The 14,672-nt window shown below is 64.5% G+C and carries 13 protein-coding genes; 1 reads left to right on the top strand and 12 read right to left on the bottom strand.

Translation table 11 applies throughout. The features are described from left to right. Window positions 1-70: 70 nt before the first annotated feature. From F0M17_RS03820 to F0M17_RS03800, 5 genes are all read right to left on the bottom strand, one after another. Entirely contained in the window at window positions 71-997 is a 927-nt protein-coding gene (locus F0M17_RS03820) for a Ppx/GppA phosphatase family protein (RefSeq protein ID WP_190264676.1), read from the bottom strand. Beyond that, a complete protein-coding gene (locus F0M17_RS03815) occupies window positions 997-1,707 on the bottom strand; it encodes a DUF501 domain-containing protein (protein ID WP_073706605.1) in 711 nt (236 codons plus the stop codon). Before F0M17_RS03815 ends, F0M17_RS03820 begins: the two co-directional genes overlap by 1 nt. 29 nt (window positions 1,708-1,736) lie before the next feature. Then, window positions 1,737-2,576 carry a septum formation initiator family protein gene (locus tag F0M17_RS03810; protein ID WP_246857127.1) on the bottom strand — a complete coding sequence of 280 codons (840 nt, stop codon included), beginning with the start codon at window positions 2,574-2,576 and terminating at the stop codon, window positions 1,737-1,739. Window positions 2,577-2,700: 124 nt separating this feature from the next. Further along, entirely contained in the window at window positions 2,701-3,981 is a 1,281-nt protein-coding gene (gene eno, locus F0M17_RS03805) for a phosphopyruvate hydratase (protein ID WP_038989910.1), read from the bottom strand. Between the two features lie 91 nt (window positions 3,982-4,072). After that, window positions 4,073-4,771 (bottom strand): MazG nucleotide pyrophosphohydrolase domain-containing protein, encoded by a 699-nt coding sequence (locus F0M17_RS03800; protein WP_038989911.1) that lies wholly within the window; start codon window positions 4,769-4,771, stop codon window positions 4,073-4,075. 110 nt (window positions 4,772-4,881) lie between these two features. Here F0M17_RS03800 and F0M17_RS03795 point away from each other — a divergent pair, with 110 nt between their 5' ends. Beyond that, entirely contained in the window at window positions 4,882-6,372 is a 1,491-nt protein-coding gene (locus F0M17_RS03795; RefSeq protein ID WP_149596452.1) for an aldehyde dehydrogenase family protein, read from the top strand. Window positions 6,373-6,448: 76 nt separating this feature from the next. On the opposite strand, the gene F0M17_RS03790 is transcribed toward F0M17_RS03795, so the two are convergent. The 7 genes from F0M17_RS03790 to F0M17_RS03760 form a co-directional block, all read right to left on the bottom strand. After that, window positions 6,449-7,633, bottom strand: coding sequence for an adenosine deaminase (locus F0M17_RS03790; protein WP_121866309.1), 1,185 nt, complete (start codon window positions 7,631-7,633; stop codon window positions 6,449-6,451). Window positions 7,634-7,736: 103 nt separating this feature from the next. After that, complete coding sequence (locus F0M17_RS03785; protein WP_038989915.1) at window positions 7,737-8,411, bottom strand: DedA family protein; 675 nt, start codon at window positions 8,409-8,411, stop codon at window positions 7,737-7,739. A gap of 279 nt (window positions 8,412-8,690) precedes the next feature. After that, window positions 8,691-10,004 carry a thymidine phosphorylase gene (locus F0M17_RS03780; RefSeq protein WP_149596451.1) on the bottom strand — a complete coding sequence of 438 codons (1,314 nt, stop codon included), beginning with the start codon at window positions 10,002-10,004 and terminating at the stop codon, window positions 8,691-8,693. A 43-nt stretch (window positions 10,005-10,047) separates the two neighbouring features. After that, the gene (locus tag F0M17_RS03775; RefSeq protein WP_038989917.1) at window positions 10,048-10,458 is read right to left on the bottom strand and encodes a cytidine deaminase; all 411 of its coding nucleotides are present in this window, start codon (window positions 10,456-10,458) and stop codon (window positions 10,048-10,050) included. Window positions 10,459-10,467: 9 nt separating this feature from the next. Further along, window positions 10,468-11,739, bottom strand: coding sequence for an ABC transporter permease (locus tag F0M17_RS03770; protein WP_073706600.1), 1,272 nt, complete (start codon window positions 11,737-11,739; stop codon window positions 10,468-10,470). Further along, complete coding sequence (locus tag F0M17_RS03765; RefSeq protein ID WP_073706599.1) at window positions 11,736-12,941, bottom strand: ABC transporter permease; 1,206 nt, start codon at window positions 12,939-12,941, stop codon at window positions 11,736-11,738. The genes F0M17_RS03770 and F0M17_RS03765 overlap by 4 nt, the downstream gene beginning before the upstream one ends. Next, window positions 12,938-14,536: an ABC transporter ATP-binding protein gene (locus tag F0M17_RS03760; RefSeq protein ID WP_149596450.1), complete on the bottom strand. Its 1,599-nt coding sequence runs from the start codon at window positions 14,534-14,536 to the stop codon at window positions 12,938-12,940. The genes F0M17_RS03765 and F0M17_RS03760 overlap by 4 nt, the downstream gene beginning before the upstream one ends. Between the last annotated feature and the right edge of the window lie 136 nt (window positions 14,537-14,672).

The following is a 14,672-nucleotide window of genomic DNA, read 5'->3' as shown; positions in this document are numbered from 1 at the left end:
GCCCGTTCTATTCCTGGCGCGCAAAGCTGAGCTCAAAACAACTCCTTGGGTCGGTGACTGGATGACAGGTTCAGGCCACGGCAGCTGAAGCCGCGATTCCGTCGAGGATATCGTGTTCCGAGGCAATCAGGACCATTTCGCGGTTTCCGCTGGCCTTTTCGAGGTAATGAAGGATGCGTTGGACAATTGCGGCACCGGCCTGGATCACGTCGACGCGGCCAGGATGCATGAAGCCCAGCGCGGCGCGCTCGTCCCGGGTGTAGGACAGCATGCTTGCGGTCGCCTGGCGCATCTGGGCGAAACTCAGCTGCGCCCCGTGGATCTTCTCGGACTCGTACTGCTTCAGACCCAGGGCCTGGGCGGTGAGCGTGGTGAAGGTGCCGGCAACCATGATCACCGCATCCACCTGCGTCACATCAACGGTTCCGGACAGGGTTTCCAAGGTGCTGTCCATGAATTCCAGCGCCTCATCCGAACGCAGTCCCGTCTGGTGGAAGCGCTCGGTGACGCGTACGCACCCCATGTCCAGGCTCTTGGCCGCCAGCGGACCGGTGGCATCGCCGAGCACGAATTCAGTGGATCCGCCGCCGAGGTCGATCACCAGCGACTTGCCGCTTTGCCCGGCCCGGACCGATGCCGCCCCGGCAAAGGACAGGGAGGCTTCCTCCTCGCCGCTGATCACTTCAGGGGCCACGCCCAGGATCTTGGTGATCCGCTCGGAGAAGACCTCGCGGTTCGATGCATCGCGGGCTGCGGAGGTCGCGGCGAAGCGGATCGCTTCCACGTCGTGCTCATCGCACAGCTTCTTGTACTCGCGGGCGGCTTCGAAGGTGCGCTCCAGGGCTTCGGGGGCGAAGGCGCCGGTCGCGTCGACGCCCTGGCCCAGGCGCACGATGCGCATGGTGCGCAGCACGTCGACCAGCTGGCCATCGGCATCGACGTCGGCAATCAGCAAACGGATGGAGTTGGTTCCGCAGTCAATACCGGCAACGCGCATCAGGCATCACCCTGCTCGGCGGACTCGGCCGCCTGGGCCGCCTCGCGCTCGGCACGCTTGCGGGCACGCTCTGCACGCTTGGCCTCCGGGTCCTGCTGTTCCTGGGTCTTCACGTGGCGCGAGCGGTCACGGCTCGGCGCCTCGGATTCGGTGTCCCACGCGCCAACGCAGTAGCACTTGTCCTTGGTCCACCACTCGGCGATGGCGGCCAGCGCCTCGTCGCCCAGCGGGTTCACGCCCTCGCCAGCTGCCAGCGAGTGGCCTACCAGCACGTGCAGGCACTTGACGCGGGTCGGCATGCCGCCGGCGGAGACGCCGGCGATTTCCGGAACGGCACCGGTGCCCGAGCGCTGGCCGATGGCATCGCGGTTGGCCAGGTACGACTCGTGGGCCGCGGCGTAGGCCTGCGCCAGCTGCGCGTCTTCGCCCAGGCGGTCATTCATCTCGTTCATCAGCCCGGCCGCCTCCAGGCGGGAAACAGCCGAAGTGATCACCGGGTGCGCCAGGTAGTAGGTGGTCGGGAACGGGATGCCCGAGGACAGCCGCGGGGCGGTCGTCGCCACCAACGGATTGCCGCACACGCAGCGCGCACCAATCTCCACCACATCGCGCACCGGGCGGTTCAGCTGGCGGGACAGGGTGTCCAGGTCGGCTTCGCTCGGTACTCGTCCGGCGGCGTCAAGTGCTTCGCGGATTGGCTGTTCAGTCACGGTTATAGGTCTCTTCGCGTTTAAAGTGGTTAGTCGGTGGCAGAACGTCGAACAGAGTCGAGCAGCGCATCAACCCATGGAAGTTCCTGGCGCACCTCGAAGGTGCTTCCATTGCCGTCGGCGGGCGTCTCTTCATCCTTGGGGCGTTCGCCCACCACCATGTAGAGCTTCTCGCCGGGCATGACCAAGTTTATCCGCTCGCGTGCCTGCTGCTTGATGTACAGCGGGTCATCCCAGCGCGCGATTTCCTCCTTGAGGTCATCGCGCTGCGCCTCCAGCGCTTCGATCGAGGCATGCAGCTCGTTCAGTTCCGCCATCTGCGTGCGGTAGAAATTCACCGTCGGCACCAGCATCACTGCGAAGAAGGCCAGGACCACGATCAGCGCGGCGATGCGGCCGGAAAAACGGTGCGCCGCAACGGGTTCGCCCTCGGGGACCTGGTTCTGGTCCACCGGCTTTTCTCCCGGCTTGCGGCGGACCGCGGCGGAGAACTTCAGCCGGTCATCGCGGCGGCGTTCGCTCTGCTTTTCCTTGGCGCGTTCACGCAGCGGCACCTTGGGCTTCTGCGCGTAGATGCCGGCAAATTTTTTCGGCGCACGTGACGCATCTGACGCTGGGGAGGCACCCTGTTTCGGCTTGGCGGCAGCGCTCTTCGGCTTCGGCGCGGAGGAGGCGTCCTTCACCCGGCGGGGTTTCGCGGGAGCCTGCTTGGCCGCCGGCTGCGGCTCGACAATGCGCAAGGCGTCGGTTGGCGGTTCAGCCTGGAAATCCGCGCCGGCGTGTTTTGTCTGGTCAACCGGGGTTGCTGTGGCGTCTTTAGCCGGATCCGGAGTATTACGACGAGGCATTCGCGGTGGTCGCTGAGCCATACTCCCCCAATTCCCATGGTGCTTGTCGTGCGGTCTTGCCGTGGACTTGGCAAGATAATTCCATTAAATAACGAAAAGCCCGCCGGTATCCACTACCGACGAGCTTATTCGCTATTGCTGAATATTAGCTGTTGAAACGCGGGAACGCGCTGCGGCCAGCGTAGACCGCCGAGGCGCCCAGGTCCTCTTCGATGCGCAGCAGCTGGTTGTACTTGGCTACGCGCTCGGAGCGGGCCGGTGCACCGGTCTTGATCTGCCCGGCGTTGGTTGCCACGCAGATGTCAGCGATGGTGACATCCTCGGTCTCGCCCGAACGGTGCGAGGTGATGGTGGTGTAGCCGGCACGCTGCGCCATGGTCACCGCATCGATGGTCTCGGTCAGGGTGCCGATCTGGTTGACCTTCACCAGCAGCGAGTTGGCGGTGCCCTTGGCGATGCCGTCGGCCAGGCGCTGCGGGTTGGTGACGAACAGGTCGTCGCCCACCAGCTGCACCTTGTCGCCGATGGCGTCGGTCAGGGTCTTCCAGCCATCCCAGTCGTCCTCGTCCAGCGGATCCTCGATGGACACCAGCGGGAAGTCGGCCACCAGGCCGGCGTAGTAGTCGCTCATGTCCTTGGCGGACAGCGCCTTGCCTTCGAACTGGTAGGCGCCGTTCTCGTAGAACTCGGAGGAGGCGACGTCCAGCGCCAGGGCGATATCCTGGCCCGGGGTGTAGCCGGCGCGCTTGATCGCTTCGGTGATAAGTTCCAGTGCCGCGCGGTTGCTTGGCAGGTTCGGGGCGAAGCCGCCCTCGTCGCCCAGGCCGGTGGACAGGTTCTTTTCCTTCAGCACTGACTTGAGGCTGTGGTAGACCTCGACGCCCCAGCGCAGGCCCTCGGAGAAGGTCGGTGCGCCGATCGGGGCGATCATGAATTCCTGGATGTCCACGTCGGAGTCGGCGTGGGAGCCGCCGTTGAGGATGTTCATCAGCGGCACTGGCAGCACGTGCGCGTTGGGGCCGCCCAGGTACTTGAACAGCGGCAGGTTGGAGCTGGTTGCCGCGGCGTTGGCGACGGCCAGGGAGACGCCGAGGATGGCGTTGGCGCCGAGCTTGGACTTGTTCGCGGTGCCGTCCAGCTCGATCATGGCGGCGTCGATGGAGCGCTGGTCGGTGGCGTCCAGGCCCTCCAGCTCGTCGGCGATCTCGTCGATGACGGACTCTACAGCGCCCAGTACGCCCTTGCCGAGGTAGCGGTCCTTGTCGCCGTCGCGGCGCTCTGCCGCTTCGAAGGCGCCGGTGGATGCACCGGAAGGAACAGCGGCACGGCCGTGCGAGCCGTCGGAAAGCAGGACCTCGACCTCAACGGTCGGATTGCCGCGGGAATCGAGGATTTCGCGCGCGTGAATGGCGTCAATCAATGCCATGAGTATGGACTCCTTGTAGAAAGGGGTGGTCTTGGGGCAGGCCAACCAGCGGTCGCTGATTAGACCGTCGGCGCCATTGCCTGTCTCTAGCCTAGCGCTTCGATGGTGATTTACGCGATGTTATGTCATCCAGTTCCGCGCCGTATTGCTGGTTCAGGGCCGAGCGCAGCACCGACTCTGCGTCCAGGCCCAGCTCCTCGGCCCGCGCTGACAGGGCCATCAGTTCATTGGCCAAGGACTGCTCATCGGTGATCCGCTGGCGAACCTGCTCGGTGGCAAGCCCGCCAGCAGGCTGCGCCGACCCGGCCCTGGCATGGCGATCAAGCAATTTCTGCGCGAGCGCCAGGGAAGGCAGCCCGGCGGGCAGTCCCGCGTTCTTCCGCTTCTTCGGCTGCCCGGCGCGCTCGGCCTGCTTCGCCGCATCCCAAACCCGGATGATTTCATCGATGTCAGTGATGATGTCTTCGCGGACCTGCCCCTGCTCGTCGAAGATATGCCGGTTGCGGCGCAGCAGCTTCGCGTTCAGGGTTTCGGCAACGTCCTCCAGGCCGAAGTGCCCGTGCTCCTCGGCGATCAGCGAGTGCAGCAGGATCTGGAAGTACAAGTCCCCCAGCTCCTCCTTGAGCAAGGCCGGGTTCTGCTCCGCGATGGCATCGAGAACCTCATAGCTTTCCTCGATCAGGTAGGTGCGCAGGGACTCGTGGGTCAGCGCCTTGGTCCACGCGCATCTGCTGCGTAGGGTCCGGACGGTGGCGGCGAGCTGTTCGAGTTGCGTTCTGTTCTCCGGCATATGGCCATGCTATCGAAGCGGGTGTTCAGCTGGCGGCCGATTCGGTCCCATTCACTGCCTATTCGGGCTAGCATGGCCGTAGTTCATCCCGACGACGCGAAGGATTGCCAATGACCATCCAAGATACCGCCCGGCTCGAATTCCTGGAGCAGGTTCCAGCCAAGCTCTTCATCGGCGGCCGGTGGGTTGAAGGGCGCTCCGAACACGTGTTGCGCACGGCCAACCCGTTCGATGACTCGCTGCTGGCCGAGATCCGCCAGGCCTCGACCGACGACGTCGACGCCGCCTACCAGGCCGCCGAGCAGGCCCAGGCCGGCTGGGCGGCGCTCTCCCCCGGCAAGCGTTCCAAGATCATGGGCCAGGCCGCAGACTACCTGCAAGCGAACTTCAAGGACATCCTGGCGCTGCTGATTGCCGAGTCCGGTTCCACCCATCTGAAGGCGAACATCGAATTGGGCGGCACCATCGCCGCCATCCGCGAAGCCGCCACCTTCCCCACCCGGGTGCACGGCAAGATCCTTCCCTCCAATGCCGAAGGCAAGGAGAACCGGGTCTACCGCGAACCGGTCGGCGTGGTGGGCATCATCAGCCCCTGGAACTTCCCGATGCTGCTCTCCGCCCGATCCGTGGCTCCCGCCCTGGCACTGGGCAACGCAGTAGTGCTCAAGCCTGCCTCGGACACCCCATTGGTTGGCGCCCTGGTCCTGGCCAAGGCGTTCTCCGCGGCTGGCCTGCCCGAGGGTGTCTTGAACGCGGTGGTCGGTTCCGGTTCGGAAATCGGCGACTACTTCGTGGCGCACAAGACCCCGTCGCTGGTGTCCTTCACCGGATCGACCCCGGTAGGCAAAAACGTCGGCAAGATCGCGGTCAGCGGCGAGCACATGAAGCGCGTGGCGCTGGAACTTGGCGGCAACGCGCCCTTCGTGGTGCTGGAAGATGCCGACCTCGACGAAGCGGCCAAGGCCGCGACCCTGGGCAAGTTCCTGCACCAGGGGCAGATCTGCATGGCAATCAACCGCATCATCGTCCAGGCCCCGGTCTACGAGGCGTTCATCGAGAAGTTCATCGAGCAGGTCAGCAAGCTCGGCTATGGCGATGCCGCGGATCCGGCCAACCTCGTGGGACCGATCATCAATGATGCGCAGCTTGAGTCGGTCAGCGGCAAGATCGCCACCGCCCGCGAGCAGGGTGCGCGCGAAGTACTCGCCGGCTCGATTACTGGCCGGGTGGTCTCTCCCCACGTCTTCGCCGATGTCACCAGCGGCATGGAACTGTTCCGCGAGGAGATTTTCGGTCCGGTCGTGGGCATCGCCAAGGCCGACTCCGAAGAGCATGCGCTTCAACTGGCCAATGACACCGAATTCGGCTTGTCCTCGGCAGTCTTCACGCAGAACCTGGAGAAGGGCGTCGCCTTCGCCCGCGGCATCAAGGCCGGAATGACCCACGTCAATGACATCACGGTCAACGACGAGCCGCATGTGATGTTCGGCGGCGAGAAGAATTCGGGGCTGGGCCGCTTCAACGGCGAATGGGCCATCGAGGAGTTCACCACCGACCACTGGGTCGGGGTGCAGTCCACCAAGAAGCAGTACCCGTTCTAGGCATCCTCCCGGATGCAGCGAAGCCGCCCGTGCACTGCACGGGCGGCTTCGCTGTTTGGGAATTGAATCCCGGGAACTAGTCGGCGACGTTCTCGTATTCGTCTTCGTCGTAGTCTTCCTCGTCATCCAGCAGGTTGTCGTAGTAGTCGTTGATGTACTCGACCAGCAGCTCGCGCATTTCCAGCGGAACGAAGGCGGCCTCAGCTGCATTCAGCGTCAAATCCAGCAGGTCTTCCAGGTCGTAGTCGAAGGCTTCGACCAGCAACTCGAACTCGTCGGACAAGCTGGTGCCGGACATCAGGCGGTTATCCGGCGAGATGGTGACATTGAAGCCGGTCTGGACCAGCAGGTCGATTGGGTGGTTCTCGATGCCTTCGCCGAACTTGGCGGTGGCGCCGGTCTGCAGGTTCGAAGACGGGCAGACTTCCAGCGGGATGCCGCGTTCGCGAACCCAGTTCGCGACCGGGCCCAGGGAGACCAGGCCGGTATCGTCGCTGAGTTCTTCGCCGTTCTCGTCGATCGCGCCGAACTCGATCTCAATGTCCTCGGCAACGCGGACGCCGTGGCCCAGGCGCTGGGCGCGGCCCACCAGGATGGCTTCCTTGATGGAGTCCAGCCCGGCTGCTTCGCCGGCGTGCACGGTGGTCGGGAAGAGGTTCTCGGCCAGCAGGTCGAAGGCTTCCTTCATTGCCGATGGCGGGAACCCGTCTTCGGCGCCGGCGATATCGAAACCGACCACGCCGCGGCCACGGTGGCGCAGGGCCAGCTTGGCGATTTCCACGCCCTGGTCGCCATGGCGCATGGCGACCAGGATCTGGCCGATCTGCATTGGGTGGCCTTCGGCGTTGAGCTGCTCGCAGGCCTGGTCCAGGCCTTCCTGGATCGCGTCGACGACGTCGTCCAGGCTCAGGCCCTCGCGGCGGTGCTGTTCCGGGGCGTAGCGGACTTCGCCGTAGATGACGCCGTCCTCGGCGAGGTCCTCGACGAATTCGCGGGCTACGCGGATCAGCGCATCGCGGGTCTGCATGACCGCGACGGTGTGCTCGAAGGTTTCCAGGTAGCGTGGCAACGAGCCGGAATCGGCTGATTCACGGAACCATTCGCCCAATGCTTCGGCTTCGGTCTCTGGCAGCTCGTGTCCAATCTCGGCGGCCAGCTCGATGATCGTCTGAGGGCGCAGGCCACCGTCGAGGTGGTCGTGGAGCGAAACTTTAGGCAGATCCCGGAAGTCGAACTCGGGATCGTAGTCAGTATGAATCATTTCTTCAGTCACACCACTGAGCCTAGTCGCATTTTCGCTGAACTGACAGCTCCTGCGGGTAAAGATCTGCAAGCCGCAATGTGACCCTGGTCAATACTGCAGGTTAACCCTCGTCACCGGTTGGCGGCACGGTCTCGCGGACCCGTTCTTCCGCGTGTTCTTCGCGCTTCTCGGCACGGCGATGCAGGCGCCCCAGCACCCAGCTGACGATCCGGTCGATGACGAAGCCGAGCACCACGGCAATGACAATCGAGACGATGATTCCCAGCAGCTTGTTGTCGTGCATCCAGTTGCCGGCCAGTGCGCCGATGCTGATGGAATAGGTGGCCCAGGTCAGCACACCGATGGTGTCGAAGAGGGTGAAGCGCTTGTGGCTGAACCCGGTGGCGCCGGCGGTCAGGTTGACGGCCACACGGCCAATGGGGATGTACCGGGCGGTGAAAATCAGCAGTGCTCCGGAGGTTTCAAGTTTTTTCTCGGCATAGGCCAGCACCCGCTGCGCGCGTTGCCCGCGCATCCATTTGAACCCCCGGGATCCGATTTTCCGCCCGATGGCGTAGGTGATCTGGTCGCCGATCAAGGCACCGCCGGCACCCAGCAGGCCGATCAGCACGAGGTTGGGAACGCCGGTGTGGACGCCGACCGCGGCCAATGAAACCAAAAATGATTCGCTCGGCACGATTGGGAAAATCGCATCGATCATGCAGAACAGAAACAATAACGGCAGGATCCACCATGCGCTGGCTGCCTGCGCAATTGCTTCATTGACTAATTCCATGCGTGCTTACATCTACTTTCCCAATGCGCTCAATGCGCTGAATTTCTATCCATTTTCGCTCGAGAACTCACCCGTCCGCATCCTGCTTAAGTGGCGTTGTGGACAATTCCCACCCGCTACCTAGGTAGGAGATAACTTGTCCAACGTTTGACTACTCCGTTTTGGTTCCCGGGAAATCTCTGGGAACTTCCATGGGGCATCTCCCGCTGCGCAAGCAACGAAAGAGCCGGGAAACACTGCACAGTGTTTCCCGGCTCCTTGCCATGGATTCTTGTCCGCCTACTTGGCCGCGATGCGATCCAGGATCAGACGAGTGTCCGGACGGTCATCGGCCGAACCGATCATGATGGCCCGCTGGACCAGCTCGATGGCACGCTCCATTTTTTCCGGGGTGTCGGTCAGCAAAGTGGCAATCGGCTCGCCGCGGCGGACCAGGGCACCCGGCTTCACGTGCATGCGCACGCCTGCGCCGGCCTGGACGCTGTCTTCCTTGCGGGCACGTCCCGCACCGAGGGTCCATGCGGCCAAGCCGATGTCCATCGCATCGAGCTTGAGCAGCACGCCCTCGGCCTCAGCCACCACGGTGTGCGACTCCTTGGCTACCGGCAGCTTGGCATCCGGGTCGCCTCCCTGAGCGGCGATCATCCTGCGCCACACATCCATGGCCTTGCCATTTTGCAGCGCGCCGGCGACATCCACGTCCTTGATGCCGGCACCGGCCAGCATCTCGGTGGCCAGGGCCACGGTCAGCTCCACGACATCGCTGGGTCCGCCGCCGGCCAGGACCTCGACGGATTCCTCCACCTCGATGGCGTTGCCTGCGGTCAGGCCCAGCGGGGTTTCCATGTTGGTCAGCAGGGCCACGGTGTTCACCGACGCATCGGTGCCAAGGTTCACCATGGTTTCTGCCAACTCGCGGGCCATGGCCTCGTCCTTCATGAACGCGCCGGAACCGACCTTCACATCCAGCACCAGGGTGCCGGTGCCTTCGGCGATCTTCTTGCTCATGATCGAGGAGGCGATCAGCGGGATGGCTTCCACGGTGGCGGTGACGTCGCGCAGGGCGTAGAGCTTCTTGTCCGCCGGAGCCAGCCCGGTGCCGGCGGCGCAGATGACCGCGCCGACGTTGGACAGCTGGGAGAACAGCTCGTCGTTGGACAGATCCGCCTTCCAGCCGGGGATGGCTTCGAGCTTGTCCAGCGTGCCGCCGGTGTGGCCCAGCCCGCGTCCGGAAAGCTGCGGGACGGCCACGCCGAAGCTGGCGACCAGCGGAGCCAGCGGCAAGGTGATCTTGTCCCCCACCCCGCCGGTGGAGTGCTTGTCGGTGGTGGCCAGCTTCTTGCCCGACGGGTCGGTGAGGGCGGAGAAGTCCATGCGTTCGCCGGAATTGATCATCGCGGCGGTCCAGCGTGAGATCTCGTTGCGGTTCATGCCCTGGAAGTAGATGGCCATGTTCAGCGCGGACATCTGCTCTTCGGCGATGACCCCGCGGGTGTAGGCATCGATGGTCCAGTCGATCATCTCGTTGCTCAGTTCGCCGCCATCGCGCTTTGCGCGGATGACTTCGACGGCACTGAATTGCTCGGCAGCCATGTAAGGCACCTTCCGTTCTGCTGTTGGCCGGTGTGCTCCGGCGCTAGGCGTTGAGGTTGTTCGGCCCGAACGCGTCAGGCAAGAGGTCGTCGATGCCGAGAATTCCGCGGGCGGTCTTGATCTTCATATCCGCCCCGCGGTGCTCGAAGAGCAGCTGGCGGCAGCGGCCGCACGGGGTGATCAGCTCCAGCTCGCCGTCGCGCAGCTGGCCGAAGCACAGGAAGTATTCAAGGGTGCCCCCGCCGGTGGCGAAGAGCTGGCCCACCATGGCGCATTCGGCACACAGGGTGACCCCGTAGGCGGCATTCTCGATATTGCATCCGGAAACCAGGCGGCCGTCGCTGGCCAGGGCCGCGGCGCCCACCCGGAATTCCGAGTAGGGCGCGTAGGCCTGGGACAGCGCGGCCGCGGCCGCTGCTTCGAGCTGCGGCCACGGCGCGTTGTTGCTATCCATGGGTAATCGCTATTCCTTCACATACGGTTCGCCGGCGGCGGCAGGTCCGCGGGAGCGGCCCACCAGGCCGGCCACCGCGAAGATGGTAACCAGGTACGGCAGCATGGCCATGAACTGGCTCGGTACCGGGGTGCCGATGATGGTCAGGATGACCTGCAGGTTGTCGGCGAAGCCGAAGAGCAGGGCGGCCAGGAAGGCGCCGATCGGGTTCCACCGGCCGAAGATCACTGCGGCCAGGGCGATGAAGCCGCGTCCGCCGGAGATTTCCTTCGTGAAGGAGTCGATGGCCACCAGGGTGAAGAAGGAACCGCCGATGCCCGCCACGATGCCGCCGAGGGTGACGTTCCAGAAGCGGATCGAGTTGACCTTGATGCCCAGGGTGTCGGCGGCCTTCGGGTGCTCGCCTACGGCGCGCACGCGCAGGCCCCACTTGGTCTTGAACAGGCCGAACCAGACCAGGAACACTGCCAGGTACATCAGGTAGCCGATGACCGACTGCTTGAACAGGATCGGTCCGATGACCGGGATGGCCGAAAGCAGCGGGATCTCGATGACCGGCAGGTGCACCGGCGAGTTGAACAGCTCCGGGTCTTCCTGCATCACGGTGGTGAACAGGAAGCCGGTGATGCCGGAGACCAGCACGTTGAGCACCACTCCGACGATGATCTGGTTGACCACGTACTTGATGGAGAACAGTGCCAGCACCAGGGACACCACGGCGCCGGCCAGGCCGGCGGCGATCAGGCCCGCGAAGGCGTTCTGCGTCACCGAGGCGACGATGGCCGCGGTGAATGCGCCGCCCAGCAGCTGGCCCTCGATGGCGATGTTGACCACGCCGGCGCGTTCGGAGAGCACGCCGGACAGGGAGCCGAAGACCAGCGGCACGGCCAGCACCACGCCGCCGGCCAGCAGGCTGGCCAGCGAGATGCTGTTGATGTTGGCGCCGGAGACCACCCACACCAGGAAGCCGAGCACGAAGAGGATGGCCGCGACGGCGATCATCCAGGTGGCCAGCGCCTTGCCCTGCTTGCGCTGCATCCACGAGTAGGCGGCGATGGCCAGCAGCAGCACGCCGAACACGATGTTGGTGATCCGGCCCGGGAAGACCAGTTCCGGCAGCTCGAAGGCGTCGCCGGCGCTGTTCAGCGTGAAGTGCGCTGCCTGGTCGTTGCCCAGCAGGCCGAAGCTGAAGAAGGTGATCACGGCGATCACCGTCAGGATGATCGGGGTCTTCTTGCTCGGCAAGACGTTGATTGCTGGTTGCAAGGTGGTTGCGGTCACTTGGCACCTGCCTTAGTAGGTTCGAGCTTGGAGCTGCGCTTCTTCTTGCGGTTCATCCCGAAGATGGCTTTCACCAGCGGAGGTGCGGCGATGAACAGCACGATCAGCGACTGCACCACCGACACGATGTCGATCGGGGTGCCGGTGGTGATCTGCATGTTCACCGCACCGGCCTGGAATGCGCCGAAGAGCAGGCCGGCGAAGAAGGTGCCCCATGGGGTGGAGCGGCCCAGCAGGGCCACGGTGATCGCGTCGAAGCCCAGCGAGCCGGCAATGCCGCCGGTGAGCACCTTTTCGGTGCCCGCCACCTGGGCCACGCCGGCGGCGCCGGCCAGGGCGCCGGCCAGCGCCATCGCGATGATGGTGGTGCGCGCGACGTTGATGCCGGCGGTCTGCGCGGCCTCGGGGTTATGCCCCACGGCACGGAATTCGAAGCCCACGGTGGAGCGCTTGAACATCCAGGCCACTGCCAGCACCAGCAGCACCGCCATCACGAAGCCCAGGTGCAGGCGCGAGCCGGGGATCGCCGGGAAGATGGCCGAGCTGTCGAGGATCGGCGAGATCGGGTTGGTCTCGCCGGGGCGGCGGAAGGCCTGGGTGTTCATCAGGAAGTCGATCAGGTATACGGCCACGTAGTTGAACATGATCGTGAGGATCACTTCGTGGGCGCCGGTCTTGGCCTTGAGCAGGCCCACCAGTCCGCCCCAGATCGCGCCGCCGAGCAGGCCGAAGACGATGACCAGCAGCAGGTGCAGGCCGATCGGCAGGTGCCAGGCGAAGCCGATGTAGGCGGCCAGCACCGAGCCGATGATGATCTGGCCCTGCGCGCCGATGTTGAACAGGCCGGCGCGGAAGGCCACCGCCACGCCCAAACCGGCGCAGATCAGCGGGGTGGAGACGGTCAGCGTCTCGAGGAACGGCTTGAAGCCCTGCGTGGAGTTGTAGATCGAGCCGTTGAACAGCGCCACGTAGCTTTCGGTGGCGGCACGCCAGAATTCGCTGAAGAACGCCGAGGGCTTGGCCAGCAGGTAGCCGGCGGTTTCGCCGACCTTCTCGTCGGTGACCGCGATCAGCAGGCCGCCGATGACCAGCGCGACGATGACGCCGAGGACCGAGACCAGGCCCGGTCCCTGGGTGATCTGGCGCAGCAGGTCGTTGCCCGGCTTGCCGGAGTCGGGAACCACAGGTGCTTTCTCGCTCACTGCGCTTCTCCTTCCTGGTTGTCGTGCTCGCTGGCCGGCTGCGCTTCAACCGGCTCCTTGTCCGCCTTGGCGTATTCGGCCTGGGCGAAGGCCTCTTCCTGCGATACGCCGGCCATCATCAGGCCGAGCACCTCGCGGGAGGTGTCCCCCGGCACGATGCCGTTGATCCTGCCCTTGTATAGCACGGCGATGCGGTCGGCCAGTTCCATGACCTCGTCCAGCTCGGTGGACACGATCATCACCGGGGTGCCCTTGTCGCGTTCGGCCACGATGCGCCGGTGCAGGAACTCGATGGAGCCCACATCCACGCCGCGGGTCGGCTGCGAGGCGATGAACAGCTTCAGATCGCGGGACAGCTCGCGGGCCATGACGACCTTCTGCTGGTTGCCGCCGGAGAGGCTGGAGGCCGGGTTCAGCGGGTTGTCGGTGCGCACGTCGAAGCCCTCGATCTGCTCCTTGGCGTTCTTCTTGATCGCCTCGAGGTTCATCGAGATGCCCTTGCCGAACGGCGGGCGGTCGTAGAGGTCCAGCACCAGGTTCTCCTCGATGGAGAACTGGGTGACCAGCCCGTGCACCGAACGGTCCTCGGGAACGAAGCCCAGGCCCGAACGCAGGATCGACTTCACCGACTTGCCCACCAGCTCTTGGCCGGCCAGCTTGACCGAGCCGCCGGTCACCGGCTGGGTGCCCAGGATCGCTTCGGTCAACTCGGTCTGGCCGTTGCCCTGCACGCCGGCCACTGCAAGGATTTCGCCCTCGTGGATGGTGAAGGACACCGAGTCCAAGGTGGTGGTGCCTGCCGGGTCGACGACGCTCAGGTCGCGCACTTCCAGGGCGGCGGCGCCAGGGGTGGCGGCCGCCTTGTTCAGGTTCAGCTCCACCGCGCGGCCCACCATCAGGTTGGCCAGCTCGGTGGTGGAAGCTTGCGGGGAGACCGAGTCGATGACTTCTCCGCGGCGGATCACGGTGATGACATCGGAGACGGCACGCACTTCGCGCAGCTTGTGCGAGATGAAGACGATGGAGGTGCCGTTGGCCTTGAGCTGGCGCATGATGTCCAGCAGCTCGTCGGTTTCCTGCGGGGTCAGCACGGCGGTCGGCTCATCGAGGATCAGGATGCGCGCATCGCGCACCAGCGCCTTGATGATTTCCACGCGCTGCTGCACGCCCACCGGCAGGTCTTCGACGATCGCGTCGGGATCCACGTCGAAGCCGTAGCGGTCCGAGATTTCGCGGATCTTCTTGCGGGTGACCTGAAGGTCCAGCATGCCGCCAGCCTTGGTGGTCTCGGCGCCCAGCGCAATGTTCTCGGCCACGGTGAAGACCGGGACCAGCATGAAGTGCTGGTGCACCATGCCGATGCCGGCGGCCATGGCGTCGCCCGGTCCGGAGAACTCGACGGGCTTCCCGTCCAGCAAAATTTGGCCCTCGGTCGGCTGGTACAGGCCGTAGAGCACGTTCATAAGCGTGGACTTTCCAGCACCGTTTTCGCCAAGCAGACAGTGAATCTGGGCGTCGTCGACCGTCAGGTCGATATCTTTGTTGGCGTAGAAAGAACCGAAGGCTTTCGAGATTCCTCGTAGTTCGAGTTTCACGATTCCACCATCTTCATTGTTCGTTTGGCGAAGTTCTTGCTTGCAAGTTGTTTTGCCCCTTAGGCAGGCATAAAGCGCGTCACCTGCCCACCGCTGTGCTGCGGCGAGCGGTGACGCGCTCCATGGCTGACTAGCC

Source organism: Glutamicibacter sp. ZJUTW, from assembly GCF_008370855.1.
GTDB lineage: Bacteria > Actinomycetota > Actinomycetes > Actinomycetales > Micrococcaceae > Glutamicibacter > Glutamicibacter nicotianae.
The sequence above is the reverse complement of the archived record's forward strand: the minus strand, read 5'-3'. Positions and strand labels throughout refer to the sequence as shown.